The 26,095-nt window shown below is 62.2% G+C and carries 26 protein-coding genes; 11 read left to right on the top strand and 15 right to left on the bottom strand.

Annotated features, from left to right (window positions below; all coding sequences use genetic code 11):
• Positions 1 to 33 precede the first annotated feature (33 nt).
• Positions 34 to 1,521, top strand: a complete 1,488-nt coding sequence (locus ACIPZ5_RS09420) for a DUF1254 domain-containing protein (protein WP_261940330.1) — start codon at positions 34 to 36, stop codon at positions 1,519 to 1,521.
• Here the strand turns inward: ACIPZ5_RS09420 and ACIPZ5_RS09415 are convergent.
• Complete coding sequence (locus ACIPZ5_RS09415) at positions 1,514 to 1,666, bottom strand: hypothetical protein (protein ID WP_343597043.1); 153 nt, start codon at positions 1,664 to 1,666, stop codon at positions 1,514 to 1,516. The two genes, ACIPZ5_RS09420 and ACIPZ5_RS09415, sit on opposite strands and share 8 nt — an antisense overlap.
• 184 nt (positions 1,667 to 1,850) lie before the next feature.
• Positions 1,851 to 2,222, bottom strand: a complete 372-nt coding sequence (locus ACIPZ5_RS09410; protein WP_343597045.1) for a MerR family transcriptional regulator — start codon at positions 2,220 to 2,222, stop codon at positions 1,851 to 1,853.
• 72 nt (positions 2,223 to 2,294) lie between these two features.
• Here ACIPZ5_RS09410 and ACIPZ5_RS09405 point away from each other — a divergent pair, with 72 nt between their 5' ends.
• The 3 genes from ACIPZ5_RS09405 (at position 2,295) to chrA (ending at position 5,785) form a co-directional block, all read left to right on the top strand.
• Positions 2,295 to 3,359 (top strand): SDR family oxidoreductase, encoded by a 1,065-nt coding sequence (locus ACIPZ5_RS09405; RefSeq protein WP_400808015.1) that lies wholly within the window; start codon positions 2,295 to 2,297, stop codon positions 3,357 to 3,359.
• A 121-nt stretch (positions 3,360 to 3,480) separates the two neighbouring features.
• Complete coding sequence (locus tag ACIPZ5_RS09400; RefSeq protein ID WP_400808012.1) at positions 3,481 to 4,422, top strand: chromate resistance protein ChrB domain-containing protein; 942 nt, start codon at positions 3,481 to 3,483, stop codon at positions 4,420 to 4,422.
• Positions 4,415 to 5,785, top strand: a complete 1,371-nt coding sequence (gene chrA / locus ACIPZ5_RS09395; RefSeq protein ID WP_400808009.1) for a chromate efflux transporter — start codon at positions 4,415 to 4,417, stop codon at positions 5,783 to 5,785. Before ACIPZ5_RS09400 ends, chrA begins: the two co-directional genes overlap by 8 nt.
• 66 nt (positions 5,786 to 5,851) lie before the next feature.
• Here chrA and hutH read toward each other — a convergent pair whose 3' ends face one another.
• The 4 genes from hutH to ACIPZ5_RS09375 all read right to left on the bottom strand — a co-directional run bounded on the left by hutH (position 5,852) and on the right by ACIPZ5_RS09375 (position 10,113).
• Positions 5,852 to 7,375 (bottom strand): histidine ammonia-lyase, encoded by a 1,524-nt coding sequence (hutH, locus tag ACIPZ5_RS09390; protein ID WP_261940335.1) that lies wholly within the window; start codon positions 7,373 to 7,375, stop codon positions 5,852 to 5,854.
• A gap of 12 nt (positions 7,376 to 7,387) precedes the next feature.
• A complete protein-coding gene (locus ACIPZ5_RS09385; protein ID WP_261940336.1) occupies positions 7,388 to 8,221 on the bottom strand; it encodes a glycine betaine/L-proline ABC transporter ATP-binding protein in 834 nt (277 codons plus the stop codon).
• Entirely contained in the window at positions 8,218 to 9,069 is an 852-nt protein-coding gene (locus tag ACIPZ5_RS09380) for an ABC transporter permease (RefSeq protein ID WP_400808004.1), read from the bottom strand. Before ACIPZ5_RS09380 ends, ACIPZ5_RS09385 begins: the two co-directional genes overlap by 4 nt.
• A gap of 75 nt (positions 9,070 to 9,144) precedes the next feature.
• Positions 9,145 to 10,113 (bottom strand): ABC transporter substrate-binding protein, encoded by a 969-nt coding sequence (locus ACIPZ5_RS09375; RefSeq protein WP_261940337.1) that lies wholly within the window; start codon positions 10,111 to 10,113, stop codon positions 9,145 to 9,147.
• A 174-nt stretch (positions 10,114 to 10,287) separates the two neighbouring features.
• On the opposite strand from ACIPZ5_RS09375, the gene ACIPZ5_RS09370 reads away from it, so the two are divergent.
• From ACIPZ5_RS09370 to ACIPZ5_RS09360, 3 genes are all read left to right on the top strand, one after another.
• Positions 10,288 to 11,202, top strand: coding sequence for a LysR family transcriptional regulator (locus ACIPZ5_RS09370; RefSeq protein WP_261940338.1), 915 nt, complete (start codon positions 10,288 to 10,290; stop codon positions 11,200 to 11,202).
• 200 nt (positions 11,203 to 11,402) lie between these two features.
• The gene (locus tag ACIPZ5_RS09365) at positions 11,403 to 12,098 is read left to right on the top strand and encodes a 3-oxoacid CoA-transferase subunit A (RefSeq protein WP_060507494.1); all 696 of its coding nucleotides are present in this window, start codon (positions 11,403 to 11,405) and stop codon (positions 12,096 to 12,098) included.
• Positions 12,099 to 12,106: 8 nt separating this feature from the next.
• Positions 12,107 to 12,748, top strand: a complete 642-nt coding sequence (locus ACIPZ5_RS09360) for a 3-oxoacid CoA-transferase subunit B (RefSeq protein WP_085677045.1) — start codon at positions 12,107 to 12,109, stop codon at positions 12,746 to 12,748.
• A gap of 122 nt (positions 12,749 to 12,870) precedes the next feature.
• Here the strand turns inward: ACIPZ5_RS09360 and ACIPZ5_RS09355 are convergent, their stop codons facing one another.
• The 7 genes from ACIPZ5_RS09355 to ACIPZ5_RS09325 all read right to left on the bottom strand — a co-directional run bounded on the left by ACIPZ5_RS09355 (position 12,871) and on the right by ACIPZ5_RS09325 (position 18,955).
• Positions 12,871 to 13,590, bottom strand: a complete 720-nt coding sequence (locus ACIPZ5_RS09355; RefSeq protein WP_261940339.1) for an IclR family transcriptional regulator — start codon at positions 13,588 to 13,590, stop codon at positions 12,871 to 12,873.
• Complete coding sequence (locus ACIPZ5_RS09350) at positions 13,590 to 13,784, bottom strand: hypothetical protein (protein WP_400808000.1); 195 nt, start codon at positions 13,782 to 13,784, stop codon at positions 13,590 to 13,592. The genes ACIPZ5_RS09355 and ACIPZ5_RS09350 overlap by 1 nt, the downstream gene beginning before the upstream one ends.
• Before the next feature lie 34 nt (positions 13,785 to 13,818).
• Positions 13,819 to 14,841 carry an amidohydrolase gene (locus ACIPZ5_RS09345; protein ID WP_261940340.1) on the bottom strand — a complete coding sequence of 341 codons (1,023 nt, stop codon included), beginning with the start codon at positions 14,839 to 14,841 and terminating at the stop codon, positions 13,819 to 13,821.
• Positions 14,842 to 14,861: 20 nt separating this feature from the next.
• The gene (locus ACIPZ5_RS09340) at positions 14,862 to 16,124 is read right to left on the bottom strand and encodes an OprD family porin (RefSeq protein WP_261940341.1); all 1,263 of its coding nucleotides are present in this window, start codon (positions 16,122 to 16,124) and stop codon (positions 14,862 to 14,864) included.
• 119 nt (positions 16,125 to 16,243) lie between these two features.
• A complete protein-coding gene (locus ACIPZ5_RS09335) occupies positions 16,244 to 17,116 on the bottom strand; it encodes an ABC transporter permease (RefSeq protein ID WP_400807995.1) in 873 nt (290 codons plus the stop codon).
• Positions 17,109 to 17,924 (bottom strand): ABC transporter ATP-binding protein, encoded by an 816-nt coding sequence (locus ACIPZ5_RS09330; RefSeq protein ID WP_261940343.1) that lies wholly within the window; start codon positions 17,922 to 17,924, stop codon positions 17,109 to 17,111. Before ACIPZ5_RS09330 ends, ACIPZ5_RS09335 begins: the two co-directional genes overlap by 8 nt.
• Positions 17,924 to 18,955, bottom strand: a complete 1,032-nt coding sequence (locus ACIPZ5_RS09325; RefSeq protein WP_343597066.1) for an ABC transporter substrate-binding protein — start codon at positions 18,953 to 18,955, stop codon at positions 17,924 to 17,926. The genes ACIPZ5_RS09330 and ACIPZ5_RS09325 overlap by 1 nt, the downstream gene beginning before the upstream one ends.
• Positions 18,956 to 19,160: 205 nt before the next feature.
• Here ACIPZ5_RS09325 and ACIPZ5_RS09320 point away from each other — a divergent pair, with 205 nt between their 5' ends.
• Entirely contained in the window at positions 19,161 to 20,081 is a 921-nt protein-coding gene (locus ACIPZ5_RS09320) for an SMP-30/gluconolactonase/LRE family protein (protein ID WP_261940345.1), read from the top strand.
• 45 nt (positions 20,082 to 20,126) lie between these two features.
• Positions 20,127 to 21,461 (top strand): MFS transporter, encoded by a 1,335-nt coding sequence (locus ACIPZ5_RS09315; RefSeq protein ID WP_261940346.1) that lies wholly within the window; start codon positions 20,127 to 20,129, stop codon positions 21,459 to 21,461.
• 4 nt (positions 21,462 to 21,465) lie between these two features.
• Here the strand turns inward: ACIPZ5_RS09315 and ACIPZ5_RS09310 are convergent, their stop codons facing one another.
• Together ACIPZ5_RS09310 and ACIPZ5_RS09305 are read right to left on the bottom strand one after the other, a co-directional pair.
• Positions 21,466 to 22,647, bottom strand: coding sequence for an MFS transporter (locus ACIPZ5_RS09310; RefSeq protein WP_400808599.1), 1,182 nt, complete (start codon positions 22,645 to 22,647; stop codon positions 21,466 to 21,468).
• Between the two features lie 125 nt (positions 22,648 to 22,772).
• Positions 22,773 to 23,450: an RraA family protein gene (locus ACIPZ5_RS09305; RefSeq protein ID WP_261940347.1), complete on the bottom strand. Its 678-nt coding sequence runs from the start codon at positions 23,448 to 23,450 to the stop codon at positions 22,773 to 22,775.
• 225 nt (positions 23,451 to 23,675) lie between these two features.
• On the opposite strand from ACIPZ5_RS09305, the gene ACIPZ5_RS09300 reads away from it, so the two are divergent.
• Both ACIPZ5_RS09300 and ACIPZ5_RS09295 read left to right on the top strand, forming a co-directional pair.
• Positions 23,676 to 24,653, top strand: coding sequence for a hydroxyacid dehydrogenase (locus ACIPZ5_RS09300; RefSeq protein ID WP_400807989.1), 978 nt, complete (start codon positions 23,676 to 23,678; stop codon positions 24,651 to 24,653).
• 82 nt (positions 24,654 to 24,735) lie between these two features.
• Entirely contained in the window at positions 24,736 to 26,070 is a 1,335-nt protein-coding gene (locus ACIPZ5_RS09295) for an MFS transporter (protein WP_343597069.1), read from the top strand.
• Positions 26,071 to 26,095: the final 25 nt, after the last annotated feature.

The following is a 26,095-nucleotide window of genomic DNA, read 5'->3' as shown; positions in this document are numbered from 1 at the left end:
TGCGACGCCAACCCTTGTTCAGGAGGCTGTGCGATGAGTTCCATGCAACGGTTATTCACCCTGTCCACCCTGGCGGCTGCGCTGGCCATTCTGCCGATGGCACAAGCGCAGGATCAGGCACCGGCCTCGCCGCTGATCAAGCAGATCAACAACGGCAACTGGCTTGAGCCCAAAGAGGCCGAAAGCCTGCGTGATGAGCTGTATTACCAGCGCGCAATCCATGCCTACATGACCATGCTGCCGGCACTCAATACCATTGGCATGAAGGACGGTTCGGAGAAAGCCTTCGGTGCCGGCTACAACGTGTTGCCGATCTGGAAGCAACGCATGGACGCTCGGACCATGGTGCCGACGCCCAACGCCGACGTGATCTACTCCATGAGCTATCTGGACCTGAAGCAGACCGGCCCGCTGGTGGTGAAGGCGCCTGCCAATGTCATCGGCATGTTCACCGACTTCTTCCAGCGCACCTTGACCGATGTCGGCGCCGTCGGCCCCGACCGCGCACGCGGCGGGCTCTATTTGCTGCTGCCTCCGGATTACCAAGGGCCGGTGCCGCGCGGTTACTTCGCGGTCAAGTCGCGCACGTACAACGTTTTCCTGTTCTTCCGTACCGTCATGGCCAAAGGCGACGGCAAACCTGACCCGGCTCCAGCGGTGGCAAATGCCGAAACCACGCGCGTCTACCCGCTGTTCACGGTCGAGAAAGACGTCAAGCCGATGCAGTTCCCCGACGCCAGCGGCAAGGCGCTGAACATGATGTACCCGGTTGACAACACTTACTGGACCAAGCTCAAGGCCTTCGTCGACTACGAGCCTGTCGAAGCCATCGACCCCGAGCTGCGCGGTGTGCTGGCCTCGATCGGCATCATCAAGGGCGAACCCTTCAAGCCCACGGCGCGGCAGGACGAGCTGCTGAAGAAGGCCGTCGAAACCGCGCCCAAGATGATCCTGGCCAACCGCCAACTGGGCCGTGAAGACAAGCGCAACCTTTATTACACGGATCGCCAGTACGAAAACACCTGGGCGGGCGGCACCAACGACTGGATGCAGGACAGTTACCTGGACGTCAACCAGCGCGCCAACTTCTTCCAGTTTGCCTACTCTTCGGCACCGGCCATGGTGATGCACACCACCGGGGCGGGTTCGAAGTACCCCTTCACCGGGCGCGACAAGGACGGGAAGTTCCTCGAAGGCAGCAGCACCTACAAACTGCGCCTGCCGCCGAACCCTCCCGCTGCGTTGTTCTGGGCAGTGACCGCGTACAACATCACCGACGGCACCATGCCCGAGACCAAGCAGCTGTTGCCCTCCACCAATGGCTACTATGACATTCCCAAGCAGGCGGACGGCTCTCTGGAGATCTGGTTTGGCCCGGAAAAACCAGCAGATGTGGCGGACGCCGCCTTCATCCAGACCCTCCCAGGGCGCAACTTCCTCGTGGCCTTGCGCTTGTACGGGACTGAAGACGCCTTCTATGACCAGACCTGGAAGCCGGACGATGTCGTGAAAGTCAGGTAGGCAGCCAGGTGTTGATACCGAGCGCAATCAGCCCTGCCAGCTGCGTTTCAAACGCGCCGAAGCCGTTTCCTGCGGCCGGCGCGCGCCCCAGGTGGAAGATCACCCAGCCTAAGGGCTGCACTGTCGCGGAGCGAACAATGGTCATGTGGGGCTTGTCCCGCGAATGGGGCTACGCGGTGCATGGCACCGGCTTTGCCGGTGTTCGCGGGGCAAGCCCGCTCCCACAAGGATCGCGCCACATTCTAGAAATTGAGCAAGACAGTTGCTGCCACAGAACCCCCGATAATGCTCGGGGCGCTCGGGCGGCCTCACCGTCCATGGGCAGGACGTCAAGCAAGCGTCAGCCCGAGGGCAATGGCGCTGGCTTCAAGCTTCGCACGCTCCCCCTCCAGAAACACATAGGTAGCCTGCAGCGCGGAAATCTTCGTCTGGATTTCGGCCATCTTGTTGGCGACCAGGGCTGCGCCTTGCGCGCAATTGATCCTATTTCCCCGCCTGGCCGCAAGGATGTCGCCGATTTCAGCGAGTGAGAAACCTACGCCCTGGGCACTTTGAATGAACGCCAGATCGGCAACGGTCTGCTCACTGTAGCTGCGGTAGTTGTTAGCCTGGCGCTGGGCGGTGATAAGCCCGAGCTGTTCGTAATAACGCAGGGCGTGGCGGCCAACCCCACTGCGACGTTCCAACGCTCCAATATTCACACGCAAACCCCTTGACTGTAGAGCACGCTCTACACCTTAGCCTGCGCCGATCATCCATACAAGGAATCAGGCATGAGCGTGGAATGCTTCGTTACAGGCGGCAGTGGATTCGTCGGGCAACATCTGTTGGCACACCTCACTACGGCAGGTCACAAGACCTGGGTGCTGATGCGCAGCCCCGAAAACATCGAGCGCCTCAGGGAACAGGTAGGCCAGCTGGGCGGCAACCCTGCCTTGGTCCACGCCGTTGAAGGCGATATCAGCAGGGACGGACTTGGGCTCAGCGACGCAGGCAGGCAGTGCGTGTCTACGGTCTCCGTGGTTTTTCACCTTGCGGCGCAATTCTCCTGGGGGCTGACAATGGAGCGCGCCCGCGCCGTGAATGTACAAGGGGCGCTGAACGTGGCCAGGCTTGCCGCGAGCCAGCGCATCCGCTTGCTGATGGTGGGCGGCTTCATGCTGCAAAACCTGGGTCACCTGGCCAGCATCGGGGTGGATAACGATTGCCCTGAAAACACCAAATGGCCTGCGGTCTACGGCCGTGTCGGTGGCTATGAAGGCAGCAAGCTCGAGGCTCATTTTGCCGTCATCCGCTACATGCAGCAGGTGGGTGCGGATTACACCATCGTTCATCCTGCCACGGTATGTGGGCACAGCCAGAGCGGGCACATCCTGAAGGGACAGCCGCTGGCCGAACTCATCCGCAATCTGGCCCAAGGCCGGTTCAAGGCAATCCCCGGTTCGGCCAGGCACTGGTTGCCATTGGTCAGCGTCGATTACCTGGTGAGGATGATCACCTGCGTCGCGTTCGACCCCACCATGGCAAACCGTCAGGTCCTTGCGCTTTATGAAGACACGCCGAATTTGCAGGGGATGCTTGAGCAGATGGCAAAAACGCTGCAGGTCAAGGCGCCCCGCCGCCATGTGTCGATTGCACTGCTGCGATGGTTCCTGATGATTCCCGGCCTGGCGAGCCGGCTGGCGATCAGCGCCGAGTCACTGGACTTCATCCAGACGCAACGCTTCGACATGACCGATAGCAAGCAGCTGGAACGCAAATATCAGTTCAGCCACCCCGACATGGTGCGTACGCTGGAAATGACGGTGCGCTACGCCAACGGCCACTTGGGCAACTGAGAAATGCCAATCAGGCACCCGTGCATGACGCAGCTCTCTGTGCAGCAGGTTCACTGCCTGTTGCTTTTTGCCGCACTCACTCTAATGTAGAGATAGGTACATTTTATGTAATAGGCACTACATGATTAGCTGGTCACTGCTGATTCTCGGGCTGCCGACAGCCAACGCTACCGAGCGCATGCGCGCTTGGCGGGCCCTGAAAGCCTCGGGTGCTGCCGTGCTGCGCGATGGTGTGTACCTGTTGCCGGAACAAAATGCCGGACGCGAAACGTTCGAAGCCGTGGAGCGAGATGTGCTGGCTGTCAACGGCACGGCCTATCTGCTGTCAGTGCCTGAGCATGAAGAGCGTTTCAGCGGGCTGTTCGACAGGCGCGATGAGTACGCCAGGCTGCTGGAAGACATCGCAGGCTGCCGGGCCAAGCTATCCGCAGACAATGCGCTGCAGACAGCAAGGCAGGTGCGCAAGCTCAGAAAGGCTTACAGCCAGTTGGCAGCGATCGATTTCTTTCCTGGAATGCTCAAAACCCAAGCCGACGCGGCGCTGCAGGAGGTTGAATTCGCTATTGGCCGGGCACTGTCTTGCGATGAACCAAGCGCACACGACAAGGTGATCAACCGGTTGCAGCGCAGCGACTATCAGGGCCGCCGCTGGGCAACGCGAAAGCGCCCTTGGGTGGATCGGTTGGCATGTGCCTGGCTGATTCGCCGCTTCATCGATAACGACGCGCAGTTCATTTGGCTGGACAGTCCCGACGACTGCCCGAGCGATGCGCTCGGTTTCGATTTTGATGGCGCGCAGTTCAGCCATGTCGGCCACAAGGTGTCGTTTGAAACCCTCATCGAAAGCTTTGCCGTTGAGCAGCCAGGCCTGTCTCGATTGGCTGCTGTCGTTCATTACCTGGATGTCGGTGGAAACCTGCCCTGCGAGGCGCCTGGCATCGAGCGCATCCTGGCTGGCATGAGAGAAAGCATGGGTGACGACGATCAACTGACCACGGTCGCCGGCAGCGTCTTCGATGGCCTGCTGGCGGCATTCGCGAGCGAGGAAAATGCAAATGGTTGAGACCGCCTGCCCCGTTGGCGAACAGCCTCCAACTCAGGCAGTTCCGCGGCCGATTGGCTTGTTCGAAGCTTTTCTGTTCTGGCTCAAGCTTGGCTTCATCAGCTTTGGCGGCCCCGCCGGGCAAATAGCGATCATGCACCAAGAGCTGGTTGAACGGCGGCACTGGATCAGTGAGAAGCGGTTCCTGCACGCGCTGAACTACTGCATGTTGCTGCCAGGCCCCGAAGCACAACAACTGGCCACCTACATCGGTTGGCTCATGCATCGCGCCTGGGGTGGAGTGATTGCCGGGGTGCTGTTCGTACTGCCCTCACTGTTCATCCTGATTGGTTTGTCCTGGGTGTACATTGCCTTCGGCGAGGTGCCGGTGATCGCGGGAATTTTCTACGGCATCAAGCCAGCGGTCACGGCGATAGTCATTCATGCAGCCCATCGTATTGGCTCGCGCGCACTGAAGAACGGCTGGCTGTGGGCCATGGCCGCAGCCTCGTTCGTGGCAATTTTCGCCCTCAAGGCGCCATTTCCGCTGATCGTGCTGGTTGCCGGAATTGTCGGCTACATGGGCGGGCGCTTCGCGCCCGGCAAATTCATGATGGGTGGCGGCCATGGGGCTCCCAGGAACAGCTACGGTCCGGCCCTGATCGACGACGATACGCCAACGCCTGAGCATGCGCGTTTTCGGGTGGGGCGTTTGCTGCGACTGGTACTGGTTGGCGCAGTACTCTGGACCTTGCCGATGGGCCTGCTGATGCTGACGTTTGGTTGGGACGGCACCCTGACACAGATGGGCTGGTTCTTCACCAAGGCCGCACTGATGACCTTCGGCGGTGCCTACGCTGTGCTGCCGTATGTTTATCAAGGCGCTGTCGGGCATTACGGCTGGCTGACGCCTACCCAGATGATCGATGGCCTTGCCTTGGGAGAAACCACGCCAGGGCCGCTGATCATGGTGGTTGCCTTCGTCGGCTTCATCGGAGGCTACGTGCAACCGATGTTCGGTGCGCAACACCCCTTCCTTGCCGGCGCAGTCGCGGCGAGCCTGGTCACCTGGTTCACCTTTCTGCCGTCGTTCCTGTTCATCCTTGCCGGTGGTCCGCTGGTGGAGTCGACACACAACGAGATGAAATTCACCGCACCGCTGACAGGGGTCACCGCCGCAGTCGTGGGCGTGATCCTGAACCTGGCCTTGTTCTTTGGCTACCACGTGCTTTGGCCGAAGGGTTTCAGCGGGGCGTTCGAGTGGCCTTGCGCACTGATCGCGGTGGCTGCAGCGATTGCCTTGTTCCGCTTCAAACGGGGTGTGATCCAGGTGCTGTTTGCCTGCGCATTGGCCGGCCTGGTCGTTCATATGTTGCGTGGTTGAAGCCAACTGCCGGCCGACAGCATCGGCCGGTGTTTCATCACCCCATTGCCGGTTGGCGGGCAGCTGTCACAGCAAGTCGGGGAATGCGGCGCCAAGCAGGCCAGGGTCCTTCAGGATCGATGCACTGCTGACGATGTCCGGGGCCAGCCAGCGGTCCTGGGCATAGGCCGGAACCCGTTCGCGCAACAACCGCCAGGCAATCTGGGTGCCTGCACCAAAGCGCTGCTCCTTGAGGAACTCGAAGGCCTGGGCCGCCAACAGGTATTCGATGGCGAGGATCTGCGTACAGTTCTCCAGCGCGCGGTGCAGCTTCAACCCGGCATTGGTGCCCATGCTCAGATGGTCCTCCTGCAGACCGGAGGTGACGTAGTTGTCGATAACGGCCGGCTGAGCCAGCTGACGGTTTTCTGCACACAGCGAAGCGGCCACATACTGGACAATCATCATGCCCGAGTTGACTCCCGGCTGGCTGACCAGGAAGGCCGGCAAGCCGCTGACCAACGGGTTGATCAGGCGATCGAGCCGACGCTCGGCAATCGCCCCGATCTCGGCCACCGCAATCGCCAGCAAGTCGGCCGCCATGGCCACGGACTGGCCGTGCGGGTTGGCCTGGGACACCACCCGATAGGACTCGGGTGTACCCAGCAACATCGGGTTGTCGGTGGTGGAGTTGAGTTCGGTTTCGATCTGCCGCGCAGCGTGTGCCAGCTGGTCCCGCGCCGCGCCATGAACCTGCGGGATCGAGCGAATGCTCAAGGCGTCCTGGGTGCGAATGCCGTGGCTGCTGGCAATGATTTCGCTGCCGTCGAGCAGGCGCCGCAGGTTACTGCCCACACGCTGCATGCCGGGGTGCGGTTTCATCGCGATGATTTCAGGGTCGAAGGCGTCGAGCTGGCCACGCAGGGCCTCGAAGCTCATGGCGCCTATGACGTCCGCCCATTGGCTCAAGCGCGTGGCGTCGTCCAGCGACAGGCAGCTCAGGCCGGTCATGCAAGGGGTACCGTTGACCAGGCACAGACCATCCTTGGCCCCCAGCCTGAGCGGTGCCAGGCCAACCTCGTCCAAGGCTTGCTGCGCCGGGACGATCCGGCCGCGGTAGCTGACCTCGCCGACGCCCAAAAGGCTGATACTGATATGCGCCATGTGGGTCAGGTACCCCACCGAACCCTGCTGCGGGACCTGCGGGGTGATGTGCTGGTTGAGCAGGGTCAGCAGCGCCTCGACCACCTTGCGCTGAAGGCCGGAGCGGCCCTGGCAGAAATTGATGATCGCCGCGCACATGATCGCCCGGGTCTGTTCATCGGACAGCGCTGCGCCTACGCCGCAGGCATGGCTGAGCAACGTGTTGTGCGACAGCTGGCTGAGTTGTTCGTCCTGCAACGAGACATTGCACAAGGCGCCAAGCCCGGTGTTGACGCCATAGGCGCGCTCACCGCTGGAAACGATGCGCTGGACAATCGCCTGGGCATTCTCGATGCGCGCCCAGGCCGATGGGGCCAGCTCAAGCTTCGCCCCATGCCGCGCCACGGCCACCACGTCCTGCCAGCGAACGGGCGCGTCGGCGATGATGATTCTTTCGGCAAACGACATACACGCGGTTCCTTAAAGCGAAGCTACGCGGCGCTGCACGAAACGATCTACGTATTCGTCCGCAGGCTGGTAGAGGATTTCTTTCGGCGTGCCGACCTGGATCAGGCGACCGTCCTTGAGAATGGCAATTCGGTTGCCGATACGCACGGCTTCGTCCAGGTCGTGCGTGATGAAGACGATGGTCTTGTGCAGGGTCTTCTGCAGTTCCAGCAACTGGTCCTGCATTTCGGCGCGAATCAGCGGGTCGAGGGCACTGAAGGCTTCGTCCATCAGGATGATGTCGGTGTCGGCAGCCAAGGCACGGGCCAGGCCCACGCGCTGTCGCATACCACCCGACAACTGGTGCGGGTAGGATCTTTCGTAGCCCTTCAGGCCCACGGTATTGATCCAGTGCTGGGCTCGCTCGGCACACGTGGCCTTGCTCTCGCCACGGACTTTCAGGCCATAGGCAACGTTGTCCAGCACGGTGCGGTGCGGCAACAGGCCGAAGCTCTGGAACACCATGCTGATCTTGTGCCGGCGAAATTCGCGCAGGGCCTGCATGTCGTATTGCAGGATGTCTTCGCCATCGACCAGGATCTCGCCGCTGGTCGGGTCGATCAGGCGGTTGAAGTGACGCACCAGGGTCGACTTGCCCGAGCCCGACAGCCCCATGATCACGAAGATCTCACCGCTGCCGATGGACAACGACAGATCGTTGACCCCGACCACGCAGCCGGTTTCTGCCAGGACCTGATCCTTGGCTTTGTTCTGGCGGATCAGTTGCAGGGCATCTTCGGCGCGCGCACCGAAGATCTTGAACACATGCTTGACTTCGATCTTGTTCATCATCTGCTTCGCGCTCATTTGCCCACCCCATGCCGTGACCGGCCATAGGCCTGGGTAATGCGGTCGATCACAACCGCCAGAATCACAATGGCCAGGCCCGCTTCGAGGCCGCGGCCCACGTTCAGGGTCTGAATGCCGACCAGCACGTCTTCACCCAGCCCCCGGGCGCCGATCATCGACGCGATGACCACCATCGACAGGGCCATCATGGTGGTCTGGTTGATGCCGGCCATGATGCTCGGCAACGCCAGTGGCAGTTGCACGCCGAACAGTTGCTGCAGGCGATTGGCACCGAAGGCATTGATTGCCTCCATGACCTCGCCATCCACCTGGCGAATGCCCAGGTCGGTCAGGCGAATCAGCGGCGGCGCGGCATAGATGACGGTGGCAAAGATCGCCGGCACCTTGCCCAGGCCGAACAGCATCAGTACCGGAATCAGGTACACGAAGCTGGGCATGGTCTGCATGATGTCGAGCAGCGGCATCAACACCGCCCGCAGGCGATCGTTGCGCGCCGACAGGATGCCCAGTGGAATGCCGACCAGGACCGATATCAGGGTGGCCACCAGCATCAGCGCCAAGGTCTGCATCAGCTTGTCCCACAGGCCTACCGCGCCGACCAGGAACAGCAGGCCGACGATCACCGCCGTGGTCGCGACTTTACGGGTAGCATGCCAGGCAACCCCCGCGACAATGGCCAGCATCAGCCACCAGGGTGTGGCGCGCAGCAGGCCTTCGAGGTTGACGATGGCCCACAACAGGGTGTCGGAGATGTGCCGGAACACGTCACCGTAGTTGCTTACCAGCGCATCGACCCAACCATTGACCCAGTCGGAAATGGAAAACGTGAAGTTTTTGGGAAACATGGAATTCTCTCGAGCAAGTGCAGGAAGCGGACGGTCGTGTGGCGTGTCCGGCAGGCGCCGGGCGCGCCCGCACGCTCAGAGTGCCGCGTCGACCTTTTTGGCTGCGTCTTCGCTGACCCAGCTGTGCCAGACTTCGGGGTGTTCCTTGAGGAACAACCTGGCCAGGTCCGGTGATTCGATGCGCTCTTTGCTCATGCGCGCCAGGTTCTGGTTCAGCAGATCGATCGGCAGGTTGACCTTTTCCAGCACTGCCACCAGTTCCGGCGCCTGCTCGTGGAAGGCCTTCGACACACCCACCTTGATGGCCACGGATTTATCCACGCCTGGCTGCTCGTCCAGCTTGACCAGGTCGGCCTGGCCCATCAGCGGCGTCGGCGACCAGTAATAGAACAGGATCGGCTCGCCACGCTTGTAGCTCGACAGAACGGCGGCATCCAGTGCCGGGCCGGTACCCGGGCGGAAGTTGGTGTAGGTGTTCTCCAGGCCGTAGCGCTTGAGCATCTCGCTGTTGTCCAGCTCGCAGGTCCAGCCAGCCGGGCAATTGTAGAAACGCCCCTTGTCCGGTTCTTCCGGGTCCTTGAATACCTGGGCGTATTGCCCCAGGTCGGCGATGCGCTTGAGGTTCGGCGCCTTGGCTTCGAGTTTGCGCTTGGCATCGCCTTCGATCACATAACGTGGCACATACCAGCCTTCAACCGCGCCAACCACGGGCGAGCCGACGCCGACGACCTTGCCGGCCGCCGCAGCCTTGTTCCAGACCTCGCTGCGCCCTACCCATTCTTCGGCAAACACCTGGATATCATTGCTGCTCAGGGCGTTTTCCATGGAGATGGAGTTACCCGGCAGGCTATCGGTCTCGCAGCCATAACCATTCTTCAGCACGAACTGCATCACATCAGTGAGCAGCATCCCGCTTTCCCAGTTCAAACCAGCGAATTTCACCGGTTTGCCCGATTCGCACCAACCGGCCGCCTGGCTGACGCCGGCGGTCGCCAGCAGGCCGATTGAAAGTGTCGTGGTCAGCAGAGCCTTTGTAATTGTCATTGTGACGCTCCCAAACAAGAACATTGATTGCAGTATTCGAGGGCATCCGGCCCAAAGAGGGACGCCAGGCTGGCTGGCGCGCCTTGCCTTGGTGAGCACTGCGCAGGAGAAATATTTCACAATGTAAAAAAAGGATAAAATAATAAGTCCTGATGCATCACAACGGAAAAACCTATGAAGTTCACATTGCGCCAACTTCGCTATGCGCTCGCAGCGGCCAAGCACGGCAACCTGACCACGGCGGCCATGGAGCTTCATGTTTCCCAACCCTCCATCTCGGCGGCCATCACCGAACTGGAGGAGGTGCTGGGGCAATCGATTTTCATCCGCCAACGTGGCCTGGGCATCTCGCTGACCCCCTTCGGCCGTACCGTCATGGTCCAGGCCCGGCGCGTGCTGGCAGAGGCGCAGACCTTCGCCGAGATCCATGCCAATGCAGGCGAGTGTGTGGGCGAACTGGTGGTCGGGTGTTTCGAGGACCTTGCGCCCTATTGCCTCCCACAAATCGTGCGACGGCTGCAAGCGTCCTACCCAAAAGTCACTGTCGATATGCGCGATGGCAGCTTCGAGTATGTTGGCAAGCGGCTGAGTGAGGGGGCGATAGAGCTGGCGATCACCTACGATCTGGGTTTGCCGCCGAACACTCAATGCACTCAGCTGTGCCAGCTGACCGCTCAGGTCTTGCTGGCGGCCGACCACCCGTTGGCCAAGGCGTCGCGCGTCAGCCTCAAGGCGCTTTCCGAATACACCTTGGTGGTCACCGATCAGGTTCACAGCTGGCAGCATGTGCTGGACCTGTTCAGCTTCTATGACCTTGCACCCGCCGCTGTGCACCGTGTGCGCACATTCGAACTGCAGCGCAGCCTGGTCGCCAATGGGTTTGGCGTGGCGTTGATCTACACCCGGCCATTTGGTGACCGCAGTTATGACGGCCAAGCGCTGGTCTGTCGCCCGACCGAAGAGAAACTGCCCACCCACAGCATCGTGCTGGCGCAAGACCTGCGCTATCCGCTGACGCCGTCGGCCGAGGCGTTCAAGGAACTGGCGGTGGCCTGGTTTGCGGAAAGACCGTCGTTTGCATCCGAGTGAGCGGCCATGACCTGAGCCGCTCATAAATCGCACAACAGTTCGGTAATCGCACAAATTCCGCTCGGGCCCCTCTACTGTTGCCCAGTCTTGCGGCACGCTATAGGCAAGTCAGCACATAACTCAAAGCGCTGAATGGCCCCACCGCGTCAGCACGCGGCCAGGTCGACAATCCATACTCCAGGAAGAACCAGGAGCTCGCTGTGATCAATAAAACGTTTGAGTCCATCGCCAGCGCGGTGGAAGGGATTACCGACGGTTCGACCATCATGGTCGGCGGCTTCGGCACTGCCGGCATGCCATCTGAGCTCATTGATGGGCTGATCGCCACCGGTGCCCGCGACCTGACCATCATCAGCAACAACGCCGGCAACGGCGAGATCGGCCTGGCCGCTCTGCTGATGGCCGGTAGCGTGCGCAAGGTAATCTGCTCCTTCCCGCGTCAGTCTGACTCCTACGTCTTCGACGAACTGTACCGGGCCGGCAAGATCGAACTGGAAGTCGTACCGCAAGGCAACCTGGCCGAGCGTATCCGCGCCGCAGGTTCGGGCATCGGTGCGTTCTTCTCGCCGACCGGCTACGGCACCCTGCTGGCCGAAGGCAAGGAAACCCGTGAGATCGATGGCCGCCAGTACGTGCTGGAAATGCCGCTGCACGCCGACTTCGCGCTGATCAAGGCGCACAAGGGTGACCGCTGGGGCAACCTGGTCTACCGCAAGGCCGCGCGCAACTTCGGCCCGATCATGGCCATGGCCGCCAAGACCGCCATCGCCCAGGTCGACCAGATCGTCGAACTCGGTGAGCTGGACCCGGAACACATCATCACCCCGGGTATCTTCGTCCAGCGCGTGGTCGCCGTTTCCGGCGCTGCCGCTTCTTCGATCGCCAACGCTGTCTGAGGCCTGCCATGACCATCACCAAAAAGCTCTCCCGCACCGAGATGGCCCAGCGCGTGGCCGCGGACATCCAGGAAGGCGCATACGTCAACCTGGGCATCGGCGCACCAACCCTGGTGGCCAACTACCTGGGCGACAAGGAAGTGTTCCTGCACAGCGAGAACGGCCTGCTGGGCATGGGCCCAAGCCCCGCGCCAGGCGAGGAAGACGATGACCTGATCAACGCCGGCAAGCAACACGTGACCCTGCTCACCGGCGGTGCCTACTTCCACCACGCCGACTCGTTCTCGATGATGCGTGGCGGCCATCTGGACATCGCCGTACTGGGCGCCTTCCAGGTATCGGTCAAGGGCGACCTGGCCAACTGGCACACCGGCGCCGAAGGTTCGATCCCCGCCGTGGGCGGCGCGATGGACCTGGCCACTGGCGCCCGCCAGGTGTTCGTGATGATGGACCACCTGACCAAGTCCGGCGAAAGCAAGCTGGTGCCCGAGTGCACCTACCCGCTGACCGGCATCGGTTGCGTCAGCCGTATCTACACCGACCTGGCCGTGCTGGAAGTCACCGCCGATGGCCTGAAAGTGGTTGAGATCTGCGCTGATATCGACTTCGACGAATTGCAGAAGCTCAGTGGCGTACCGCTGATCAAGTGATCCGCGTTACCGGACCGAACGGCGCACGGGTACCACGATCATTGCGCTGAGCGGTCCGGGTTTACCGACGCCAGCGGCCGCAAGGCCGCTATCGCGCCCCGCCCCCCCCGACTTGCTGGTGGTTATAGCTTCTCAAGCGCCGGCAAGCCCTCTGCGGCCTTGCAGCCAAGGCTGCGCATCAGGTCACGCGTAGCCTCGAAGAAAATGTCGTTGAAGGCCTCGGCACATTCCGGGGTGAGCCGGCTGGAAGGGCCGGAGAGCACCAGTGCACCGACCAGTTCATCGCCAGCACCATACACGGGAAAGGCCACCGATGCGGCATGCGGGTCTGTGGCCCCCATCGAGAAAAACGGCCGGCGCATGGCGATACCGTTCGCATAAGGCGCGCGCAAAGCCTGGGCGCCAGCGGCGTCGTCCATCGGTCGCATGTCACCAGGTTGAACGTGCATGCGCAGGCGATGAGGTGAGTTGACTCGATACTGGCACATCCGGTAAGCGCCGTGGCGTACGTAGAACGAAGCGGTCTCGCCAGTACGCTCTGCCAACAGATGCAGCCGGGGCATCACATGACGCTCCAGATCGATGCCTTCCTCATAGACCGCATTGAGCCGCATGACCTCGCTGGCCAGTTGGTAGCGCCCGTCTGCCATGCGATTGACAAAACCATGATTCTCCAGCGAGACCATCAGACGCATGATGGTACTTTTGATCAGTCCGGTACGCTCGACAAGCTCCACAAGGGTCAAAGACGTGTCCCCTACCTGGAACGCAGAGAGCACTGTCAGCACGCGATCAGCCGAAGCCACGCCATTCACCGCAGGACGCGGCCGAACATTAACCATCAGTAGGTCCTCTCCTTTGAATTGCCCAAGTCTTTGTCAGGGCCCAGAAAATCATTATCTGCCAATGCCCTGGCAACCGCCATCATGCCAGCAATAGCCGATGCGGCACCATCATCGTTGAAGGTGAAGTGTCTTGAGCAGAAGTGCAGCCGGCCAGCCATCACGCCGACCGGCCAGGAACAGGGCTTGCTCAAGTGGTGATGCTGCGCTCACCCGGCGCCATGCTCGTCATCCCTCGATCCTGTAGGTTTCCCGGGCAGTACCGCTGAACAGGCGATCCTTGTCAGCCTCGGCGAAGTCTGCTACCACACGCTTGAACGCGTTCCACAGCACACCGTAGCCAAACATGCCCTTGTCGACCGGGAAGTTGCTTTCGAACAGGCAGCGCTGTGCACCAAAGCAGTCTATCGCCTGCAGCAGGTACGGCCGCCACACAGCAGCCAGCGCGGCCGAGCCTGGTGGCCGGGAGGCGACATGGTGATCGAAACCTGCCACTTTCATCCCCAGCCCTCCCAGCTTCAAGCGAACGTTGGCACATTGCGCCAGTTGGCGAAGGTCAGCCGACCAGCGCGCGAACACCGCATCGCGCTGGCCGGCATACGGCCCTGCACCCAGCGGCCCGCCGAGATGGTCGACAACGATGAGCAGCTCCGGAAACGTGCGGGCTACCTCAAGCACCTCACCCAACTGGGTATGGTAGGCCCAGATATCCAGCACCAACCCACGCCGCTGAAGCTGGACGAGCCCTCGGTGGAATGCCGGCTCCAGCAGAATGCCCGGCGGTGGCGGCCGGGGGTTGGAGATCAGCCGCGGGTCCGCATGCCAGGCCGTGGTATTGCGAATCCCGCGCAGACGCGGGCCAGCGCGCTGGAGCATCTCGTCGAGCACCGGCGCCACGGCGTCGCCCAGCAGCAGGTTGGCACCACCGACGATGGCCGCGCACAACCGCAGCTCCCCCAGCACGCCGCTGGCACTGTACGCCGCCACACCGTTGGCATACTCGACCTCGCCCACCGCCTGAAACGGCTCCGGGCGGTCGACGGCAAGCATCGAACGGCATTGGACATACACCGAGGCGACCAGCCGATGGCCGCAGGCGATGTCGGCCAGATAATCCTCGGCGAGATAGCGCTGGCCGGGCCGGTCCCACAGGTGATGGTGGGCATCAATGATGGCGCGGTTGGGGTCCAGGGGCGCTTCACTCACCTGGGCGAGCCACTGTGGTCGGACCGGGGCGTGGGGAGCATGCATGGTCGGCTCCTGCTGCTGGCTCAAAACAAGGCCACGGTGTAGTTGACGATCACCCGGTTCTGATCGCCATTGCGGGTCGCTTCACTGTGGGACTTGCCGTTGCGCCAGGCCACGCCCAGCCCCTTGAAGGTACCGCTCTGGATCACGTAGTCCAAGGAAAAGTCCCGCTCCCACTCAGACTGTTCGCTGCCACCGGCAGTCTGAATGTGCTCACCGTTGAGGTACATCACCGAGGCCTTGAGCCCAGGCACACCCAACGCCGTGAAGTCGTAGCCATACTGCGCAAAGCCAGTGCGCTCGCCAGCACGGGTGAAGCTCAGCAGCATCTTGTCGGTCCACAGGTACAGGCTGCTGCCACCGGCGCCCTTGTCGATCGACCCCTGGTTGATCTGCACGAAGTTGCTGTCGTCGGAAACGCGCTGGTAGCCCAGCATGAGCGAGTGGCCACCCAGGCGATAGGTGAACGCCGCGCTCCACAGGTCGCTGTCGATCTCACCGTCCCCATCGGCGGTATAACCGCCGACCGTATAGCCCCGCGCCCTTCCCGAAGCGCTGCCGTTGGCACCGTCCGAGCGGGTGCGGAAGTAACGCAGGTCGGTGGTCAGCGAACTGTCGTCAGTAAGTGCCAAGGTGTGATTGAGGCCGGCGAAATGCTGCTGGTAGTAGTCTTGCAACTCTCCAACGTAGTACTGCAGCACGAGCGCATCGGTGGCACGGTAATCGGCACCGGCAAAATAGAAACGGTCGCTTTCCTGGGTGCCGCCACTCACGGCCATGCCGGTCAGGTCGGTGGAAGCCCGGCCACGCGCGCGGTCCAGCGCACCGCCGACCAGCATGAGGTTGTCGAACTCCTTTGACTGCAACTGCACGCCCTGGAAGGTCTGCGGCAACAACCGACCATCCGAGGCCACCAACACAGGCATTTTCGGCATCAACTGGCCAACCCGCAGCTCGCTCTTGCTCGCTTTCAGCTTCAGGGTCGCGCCGGCACTGCCCCACTGATCCACCGCACGCTCGCCATCGGAAGGGATCATGGTGCTGCCTGCGTGCCGACCACGGCCACTGTCCAGGGTCACGCCCAGCATGGCCATCGCATCCACACCGACGCCGATTACTCCGCCGGTATACCCCGAGCGCAGGTCAAGCAAGAAGCCTTGGGCCCATTCCTCGGTCCTGGAAGGCTGAGCGGCACCGTCGCGGTTGTCACTGTTGAAATAGAAGTTGCGCATCGCCAGGTTGGCATGGCTGTCGGCAAGAAACGCCGCTTGCGCTGGCAGCGCCACGAGGCCACCCGTCGCAGCCAGTGCAAAACCACAAAAGGAAGGTAAGGATTTCAAGGCAAAAGCTCCCTGGGCACCCGCGCACGGGTGCCGGTTTTCTTGTTATTGGAATCGACGCAGAATCAGCCCTGCATGCCCCATCGGCGCACCGTGACCAGCTCGATGCTACGGAACACCAGGCCCTCGACGACCAGGCCAATGACGATGACCATCAGCAAGCCGGCAAACACGTTTGGCGTTTCCAGCGCATTGCGATGCTGGAACACATACCAACCCAGGCCACCAGAGTTACCCGAGACGCCGAACACCAGTTCGGCGGCAATCAAGGTACGCCAGGCGAACGCCCAGCCGATCTTCAGGCCAGCCAGGATCGATGGCACCGCAGCAGGGATAAGGATGCGCGTGACCAGGCGCAGGCCTCGCAACCCGTAATTGCGCCCAGCCATGCGCTGGGTCTGGCTGACCGACTGGAAGCCCGAGTAGGTGTTGAGCGATACCGCCCACAGTACCGAATGCACGATCACCAACATCAGGCTCTGGATGCCCAGGCCAAACCACAGCATGGCCAGGGGCAGGATGGCGATGGCCGGTAGCGGGTTGAACATCGCCGTCAAGGTTGCCAGCACATCGGTGCCGAGCCGGGTGGAAACCGCCAGGGAGGTGAGTACCGCCGCCAGGCCGATAGCCAGTGCATAGCTCATCAACAGCACCTTGAGCGAGCTCAACACCGCCAGTGGCAGCACGCCGTTGAGCAAGTCCTGAGTCATGGCCTGCACCGTCTCGCTAAAGGCCGGAAACATCAGCGGGTTGTCCAGGTAACGGGCATAGACCTCCCAGACCACGGCCAGCACCACCAGCACCAGGGCCCGGCGCACCCCGGTGTGCGCAAAAAGCCTTTCGAGAAGGCCCAGCCGCCGGGCGACATCACCCACCTGCCCGGGTGGCGCCGGGGCGTACTCGACATCGGCACGTGGCTGGATTGCAGGCTTATTCATGGGCAGTCTCACTGTGGCCGAAGAGCATGTGGCTGATGCGCTGGTGCAGCTGGCCAAAAGCCTTGCTGCCCTGATCGGAGAAGCCGAAAGCGCTGGCATCGAGTTCGGCGCGTACCTGCCCCGGGTGTGGGGTAAGCACGAGAATGCGCGTACCCAGTACGATCGCCTCGTCGATCGAGTGGGTGACGAACATCAACGTGAACGGCGCCTGATCCCACAATTCCAGCAACTCTTCCTGCATGCGCCGACGGGTCAGCGCATCCAGCGCCGCGAATGGCTCGTCCATCAGCAGCATCGCTGGCTCCATCGCCAACGCGCGGGCGATGGCTACGCGCTGCTTCATCCCGCCCGACAACTGATGCGGATAGGCGTCCTTGAACTTGTCCAGGCCAACCTTTGCGGCTGCGCGCGCGGCCCGCTCGGCAATTTCATCGCGCGGGAAGCGCGCGGTGACTTGCAGAGGGAACATGATGTTGGCAATCACCGTTTTCCAAGGCATCAGTTGGTCGAACTCCTGAAACACCATCATGCGATCCGGGCCAGGTTCGCGGACCACGTGCCCATCCAGGCAGATCTGGCCAGCCACCGGCTCGACGAACCCGGCGACGCTCTTGAGCAGGCTCGACTTGCCGCAGCCCGACGGCCCCAGCAAGACGAAGCGATCATTGCGCTGCACGTCGAACGAGACCTGATGGGTCGCAGTGATCAGCTGATCACGCGTCTTGTACTGCAGGGTGACGTTGTCCACGCACAGCAGCGCGCGTGCGCTGGCCTGTGTGGGCAAGGCGATGGGAGACAGCAGGCTCATCAGCTACCCTCCCCGTCAGCCACAGGGGCGAAGAACACCGCACGCCAATCGTCGGGGGCCTTCTTCAACGCCCCGGAACGCACCATGAAATCGGCCAGAGCCATGACCCCGCTCGGCTGCACTGACCACTCACCACTGACCTGGCGCAACATGGCCTCGACCTGATCGAGCGAGAGGCTTGAGGGCTCGCTGGCCAGGAACAATTGCGCCGCCTTGCGCGGTTCCTTGCGGATGTATGTGTTGGCCTCATCGATTGCCGCCACCACGGCAGCACTCAACTGCGGGTTGTTGTCGACGAAGCGGCCGGTACTGGCCAGCACGCCACTTGTCATGCGCCTATCAAGCGCCGAGGAGAAATCGAACAGCTTGCTTACCCGGGGGTCCTGGGCCAACTGGTAGCTGTAGGGATTGGGACCGATGTAGCCCTTGATGCCGGCTTTGTTTAGCAGGCTGGACGTCGCGTCAGGGTGCGGCAGGCTGACCATCAAGCGGTCCAGCTTGTGGATCTGCTCAGGACCGAACTGGCGCTCGGCGACCATTTGCAGCAGCAGGGCCTGCTGGCCGCTGGGCGAGCTGACCGCGATCTTGTCATCGTCCTTGAAGTCGGCCAGCGACTTGATCGCCGGGTCATTCACGAACAAGCCGTTGTCCCCCGCCACCAAGGCGCACAGGGCCCTCACATCCAGCGAGCGCCGGGTCTTCTCCCAGGCAATCAAGGTCCCGGACAAGCCATAACCGCCAATATCCACATTGCCGCTGATGAGCGCGTCATTGATCGCCGGCGCACCACTGATGCGCTTGATCTCGAAGGACGCCTCCGGTTGACCATGGGCCTTGGCCTGCTGAACGAACAATCCCAGTTTGTCGGCGACCGTGACCGGCAAATAGGCATAACCGTACTGGATGGCCAGGACCACGCGGCCTTGCTCGGCCTGCACCGTGGCACTGGCAGCAGCAAGACCAAGGGCAATCGAGAGGGTTGCAAGGGATCGATGAGGGCGGCACAGCTTGCGCCATGAGCGGTTGTGCATAGCAAACTCCATTTGTTGTTATTTTGGAACGCCATTTCCTTTATAGAAGCTCACAAATACTAGCCTTTCGTCAAGACGTAAAAAAACAAGGGGAGAAATTGGTCGCGTTTCGCCATTTTATGATTTATTTTGCAATGACGTTGCATTAAACAAAACAACAAACAACGCCCGGGCGCCCACGCGCCCTTTGCCGCCAGGAGCACCCATGAGCTTTTTCGCTGCCCCGCCGACCGTCGAAACCACCCTCTTCACGCGCCTGCCCGAGCACTTGCGCCACCCGCGCCCAACGGCCTGGGCCAACGCCAACCGCCAGGGACGCGCAATCGACTCATTCCTCGAAGGCCCGTCGTTCGACCGCCAGGGGCGCCTGTATGTGACCGACATTCCCAACGGGCGCATCTTCCGCATCTCGCCCCAAGGCGAATGGGAACTGGTCTGTGAGTACGATGGCTGGCCCAACGGCCTGAAGATTCACCAGGACGGGCGCATATTCATCACCGACTACAAGCGCGGGATCATGCTGCTAGACCCGCAGACCGGCGCCATCGAGCCGCTGCTGGACTCAGCCGGTTCCGAAGGTTTCAAGGGCGTCAACGACCTGGTGTTCGCGCCGAACGGTGACCTGTACTTCACCGACCAGGGCCAGACTGGCCTGCAGGACGCCACGGGCCGGGTATACAAACTGGACGCCAAGGGCAACCTGACCTGTCTGCTGGGAACCATTCCCAGCCCCAATGGCATCGTCTACGACCCTCACCTCAATCACCTGCTGGTGGCCGTGACCCGCGCGCAGCAGATCTGGCGCATCCCGCTGGGCAACGGCTCGATCGTCGGCAAGGTGGGCGTTTTCGCGCAGTTGCATGGCGGCCTGGGCGGGCCCGACGGCCTGGCCCTCGATGCGCAGAGCAACTTGTACATCGCCCATACCGGCTTCGGCTCGGTGTGGAAGCTGTCGAAAGTCGCCGAACCGCTGCAACGCATCGTCTCCTGCGCCGGTATCAGCAACACCAACCTGGCCTTCGGTGGCGATGACGGACAGACCCTTTTCATTACCGAATCCGAGACCGGCAGCATTCTGCAGGTCCGCACCGCCACACCTGGGTTGCAGATGTATTCCCACAGCTGAATCCGCGCCTGTCAGCGCACACAACAACTACAAAAGAGTGACGACATGAACCACGATTCCCCTGCAGCCCAGGCGCCGCTCAGCGACGCCGAGGGCGACCGCCTGATGCGCCGCGTGTTGTGGCGCCTGGTGCCGTTCATCTTCATCTGCTACGTGATCAGCTACCTCGACCGCACAAACGTCGGCTTCGCCGCCATCAGCATGAACCAGGACCTGGGGCTGACCGCGACGATGTTCGGCTGGGCGGCCGGCCTGTTCTTCTTCGGCTACTTCATGTTCGAGATCCCCAGCAACCTGCTGATGCAGCGCTTTGGCGCACGGGTGTGGATTGCCCGGATCATGATCACCTGGGGGCTGATTTCCATGGCCACCGCCTTCGCCACCGGCCCCATCAGCTTCAGCATCGCACGTTTCCTGCTGGGGCTTGCCGAAGCGGGCTTCACGCCAGGGGTGTACCTGTACTTCACCTACTGGTTCCCCGGCAAATGGCGAGCGAAAGCTACCGCAGCGTTCCTGCTGGGCATCCCGGTCGCCAACATCGTCGGCTCGCCGCTGTCGGGCTGGCTGATGGAACAGCACGGTGTCTGGGGCCTGAAGAACTGGCAACTGCTACTGGTTACCGAATCGATGCCCGCCGTGTTGCTCGGCATTGCCTGCCTGTTCGTCCTGGTCGATACCCCGAACAAGGCGAAGTGGCTGAACCCACGGGAAAAGGCCTGGCTGACCCAGCGCCTGTCCCAGGAGCAGCAGGCCATCGGCGCTTCCCACGGCAACACCCTGCGCGCCGCATTGACCAACCCCAAGGTGTTCACCCTGGCGGCCATCAATTTCTGCTGTATCGTCGGCTCCGTCGGTATCGGTTTGTGGCTGCCGCAAATCATCAAGAGCCTGGGTATTTCCAGTGGCGCGGTCGGCCTGGTGGTAGCGCTGCCCTACCTGATCGGCGCCGTGGCCATGACGCTATGGGCACGCCTTGCCAACCGCAGCCGCCAGCGCCTGCCCTACGTGGTCAGCGCGCTGGCCTTCGCCGCCGTGGCCCTGGTGAGTGCCGCAATGATCGACCAGCCGTTACTGAAGATCGCCAGCCTGTGCCTGGCCGTGGCCGGCATTCTGTCGTTCCAGGCCACATTCTGGGCGATTCCCTCGACCATCCTCACCGGCCGCGCAGCAGCGGGCGGGCTGGCAATGATCGTGTCGATCGGCAACCTCGGTGGCTTCACCGGGCCGTTCCTGATAGGCCTGATCAAGGACGCCACGCACAGCTTCACCCTGCCGTTCTTCGCCGTAGCGTCGATCCTGCTGATCGGGACCTGCCTGATGCTCTGGCTGGGTGATCCAGCCAAGCAACACACGCCCCAGGGCCAGGGCCAGGCTGCCTGAGCGGTCAGGTGCGACGCCGAAAGCCGTACTGCCCCAGCAACCCCAGCAACAGCACCCCACCGGCGATCCCCAGGGTCGCCGGTGCCCCCCAGCGGGCAGCGACCAGCCCGGCGATCATCCCACCCAGGGCTTCGAAGCCAAAGCGCATGGCGATGTAGAAGGCGATGACCCGCCCCCGCAGGTGGCTTGGTGCACCGCTCTGCAATTGCATGTTGGTGCTGACGTTGCTCAGGGTGATGCCGAAGCCCAGCAGCGCCAGCGCCAGCAGCGCCACCGGCAGCATACCGGCCAACCACAGCCCGACCAGGGCGACCGCGCACAGCAGCGCCCCGGCATCGGTAAACTGACGCAGGCGCGGCAATGCGCCGCCGACCGCCAGCACCAGGGTCGCCACGAAGGCACCAGCGCCCGCCGCCCCCCACAACCAACCCAGCACGCGCGCATCACCGGCAAACACCGCCTTGGCCAGGATCGGCAACAGCGCTGCGTAGCAGGACGCCAGCAGGTTGACCATGACCACATTGACCAGCAACTGGCGCACATTGCGTGTCTGCCACATGTATGCCAGCCCCTCACGAAACACCTGGGCAGTCGAGCCGCTGGCCTTGGGGCTGGCGCTACCGCGCACCTTCAGCAAGCCGAACAGCAATGCCAGGAAGGCTACGGCCGTCAGTGCAAAACAGGCCGCCTCGCCGGCCAACGCGATCAGTGCCCCGGCCAATGGCGGGCCGACGAAACGTGCACCGTTGATCAGCATGGCATTGAGCACCAGCGCGTTGGGCAGGTCGGCCGGGTCATCGACAAAACTGCCGATCAGCGCTTGGCGCAAAGGGGTTTCCAGGGCGTTGAGCAAACCCAGCAGCAAGGCCATGCCGGCGATCACCGGGCCATCGACCCAGCCCAGCCAGGTAGAAAGCGCCAATACCAACGACTGCAGTGTCAGCATCACTTGCACGATGATCAGCAATCGACGTTGGTCATGCCGGTCGATCCATGCACCGGCCAGTGGGCCGATAAGCAGTTGCGGAGCCAGCGAAAGAAAGGTGATCAGCCCCAGCAGCACGGCCGAACCTGTGAGATGGTAGGCCAGCCAGGCCAACGCCACCTGCTGCACCCACTTGCCCAGCGTGGAAACGCCCTGGCCGGTGAAATAGATCTGGAAATTGCGGTGGGCGAGCGCCCGGATGGCCGAGGGCCATTGTTTACGGTGCGACGACGGTGAATCGGTCAAGTCTGCGAATCCTCAATAGACCCGCGCCAGCCCAATGCCTGCTGCGCCCCCCATCGCAAGGGGCGCAGCAGGTTACTGGGTCAGCCTGGCAGCAGGCAGCCTTTCTTCTTCAAGGACTCAATGACCCAGGAGCGGTCGTTGGTACCTTGGGCAATGTGCTCCATCTGAGCGGTTTCGGCAGCATGCTTGGCCGTAGCACGGGCATAGACCTCGGCAACCTGGTCGTACGGTACGCAAAGCAGGCCGTCTTCATCGCCGATCACCAGGTCGCCCGGCTCGATCACCATACCATCAATGGCAATCGGCACGTTGATCTCGCCTGGGCCGTCCTTGTACGGACCACGGTGCGACACACCGGCGGCGAACAGTGGGAACTCGCCAGCGCCGATGTTGGCCGCATCACGGATGGCGCCATTGATGACGATGCCTGCCACACCGCGCTTGACTGCATAGGCCACCATCATTTCGCCGATCAGGGCGTTGGTCAGGTCACCGCCCGCATCGACCACGATCACATCGCCTGGCTGAGCGATGTCGAGGGCGTAGTGCAGCATGAGGTTGTCACCGGGACGAGCCTTGACGGTGAGGGCCGGGCCGCAAAGCCCCCCCTCACGGTGCATGGGGCGCAGCCGGGCACCGCCCGCCGTCATGCGGTTCATCGAGTCGCTGACGTTGGCGACCGGAACCTCACGGTAGCGTGCAACCCACTCTTCGCCAATTTTGCGCGTGCGCTCAAGCACTTGGAAGCCAATGCTCATGTGACATACCTCTATTGATGTTATTCGATGTCATCGGCGGCCGCCGAATCTGTTTTTTAGAATGTCATTGCATTATTCCTTTTTCAATCGCTTTTTTTGACAGAAATACAGACACACTCGGCCGCTCAATTTATTTTGTTGCAACGCCATTTCATTATGATAGGGTTGATCCCATCGCCGCTCATGAGCTGCAGCGACTGCCCTGACAATAAAAAGGTGTTCACGATGTCCCGTACCATTCTGATTACCGGCCCCGAACTTGCCGCCGAGGCCATGCAACTTGCCGCCGACCAGGGCATCAGGGTGGTCCCCACCACGCCCTACCTGCCGGCAGAAGAGCTGGTAGCCATCATTCGCGCGGAACAGCCCGATGCCATCGTGGTTCGCCAGGGCAGCCTGACCCGCGCCATGATCGAGGCCTGCACGAAGCTGAAGCTGATCACCAAGCACGGTGTCGGCTTCAACACCATCGATATCCAGGCTGCCGCCGAGCACGGGATACCGGTGTCGATCGCAGTGGGTGCCAACGCACAGTCAGTGGCCGAGCATGCCTTTGCCCTGATGTTCAGCGTCGCCCGCCAGACCGCCCTGCTCGATGCACGCATGCGTGAAGGCCACTGGGACAAGGCTTCGTCCATTGGCATCGAGCTGTCCGGCAAGACCTTGGGCCTGGTTGGCCTGGGCTCGATCGGCAGCATTCTGATGGACCTGGTGGCGCCGCTGCGCATGAAGGTCAAGGTGTTCGACCCTTACCTCAAGCAAATGCCGGCGCACGCCCATGTCGAACGTGAGGAAGATTTCGATCGCCTGCTGGCCGAAAGCGATATCATCAGCCTGCACTGCCCGCTGACCGAGACCAATCACGGCCTGATCGGAGCTGACCAGCTCGCACGCATGCGTTCGGGCGCCATCCTGATCAACACTGCCCGCGGCGAGCTGATCGACACTGACGCCCTGGTACAGGCACTCAGCGAGCGCCGCATTGCCGGTGCAGGCCTGGACACCTTCAGCCCCGAGCCGCCACCCGCCGACAGCCCGCTGTGGGGCTTGCCGACCCTGGTCGCCACACCACACGTCGGCGCCAACACCACCGAAGCCCGCGACCGTGTAGCGCTGGTCTGTGTGAGGCAGGTGCTGGATATCCTGGCGGGCAATGCCCTTGATCCGCGTTGCGTGGTCAACCGCCACCTGATCGACAGTTGATTGCTGCCTTCTCGCGCCGCTTCGCAAGAGGCGGCGTCTTTCACTACGCGTCACTCCAGAAAAAAAACAATTGGAGAGCCTCATGACTTCAGTGACATCCTCGCCGGACGACCTCGAACGCAGCACCATGCGCCGTGTTGCCTGGCGCTTGCTGCCTTTTCTGATCGTCTGCTACCTGATCGCGATCATTGATCGCGGCAACATCGGCATGGCCTCGCTGCAGATGAACCAGGACCTGGAACTCTCGGCCAAGGTCTTCGGTTTCGCCAGCAGCCTGTTCTTCTTCTCCTACTTCCTGGTTGAAGTGCCCAGCAACCTGGCCATGCAGCGGTACGGCGCGCGGATCTGGATCGCCCGCATCATGATCACCTGGGGCCTGATTTCCGCCGGCACGGCGTTCGTCCAGGGCGCCAACTCGCTGTATGTCATGCGCTTTCTGCTCGGTGCCGCCGAAGCCGGGTTCTTCCCGGGCGTGCTGCTCTACCTCACCTACTGGTTGCCGTCGGCCTACCGCGCACGCATGGTGGCGCTGTTCATGGTGGCAATCCCGGCCGCCAACTTCATCGGCTCGCCACTGTCGGGCCTGCTGCTGAGTCTGGATGGCTGGATGGGCATGCGCGGCTGGCACTGGCTGTTCATCCTCGAAGGCATCCCGGCAGTGCTGCTGGGTATCGCCTGCCTGTTCGTGCTGACCGACCGCCCCGAACAGGCCAAGTGGCTGAACGACGAGCAACGCGGCTGGCTTACCCAGCAGCTGGCCAGCGAGGCCGCCAAGAAGACTGCCATCGGCCATATCTCGCTGTGGAAACTGCTGCGCCACAAGGATATCTGGGTACTCGCGCTGATCTACTCGGGCGCTTCCGCCGCGGGCAGCACCATGAGCGTCTGGGCGCCGCAGTTGCTGAAAACCTTCGGCCTCAGCGCGCTGGAGATCGGCCTGGTCAATGCAATCCCGTATGGCATCGCCTCGGTCGCGATGATCATCTGGGGGCGTAGCTCCGACCGCACCGGCGAGCGCCGCTGGCACACTGCGATGACCATGCTGCTGATCGCCGCAGGCCTGCTGATGACCCTGTTCACGTCCTCGCTGCCGGCTACGGTGATGATGCTGACCCTGGTGCTGGTGGGCGCCTATTCGATGAAGGGCCCGTTCTGGGCACTGGTCTCCGGCTGGCTGTCGTCGTCCACCGCTGCCGCCGGGCTGGCCGCCGTGGGCGCCATGGCCAACCTTATCGGTGGCGGCCTGATGGTCAACGTCTACGGTGCCATCCACGACGCTACCAACAGCTACGCCCTGGCATTGATGCCCCTGGCCGCACTGTGCACCCTGGCCGGCATGGGTGTACTGGTAATCGGCCGCAAGCGCCAGCACGAGCAGGCTGAAGCAGCTGCCACTGCAGGCGCCAAGCAAGCCTGAGCCTCAGCGCTTTGATGCCCACCTT

Origin of the sequence: Pseudomonas sp. NPDC089428, from assembly GCF_044749325.1 — a bacterium.
Taxonomy (GTDB): domain Bacteria; phylum Pseudomonadota; class Gammaproteobacteria; order Pseudomonadales; family Pseudomonadaceae; genus Aquipseudomonas.
The sequence above is the reverse complement of the archived record's forward strand: the minus strand, read 5'-3'. Positions and strand labels throughout refer to the sequence as shown.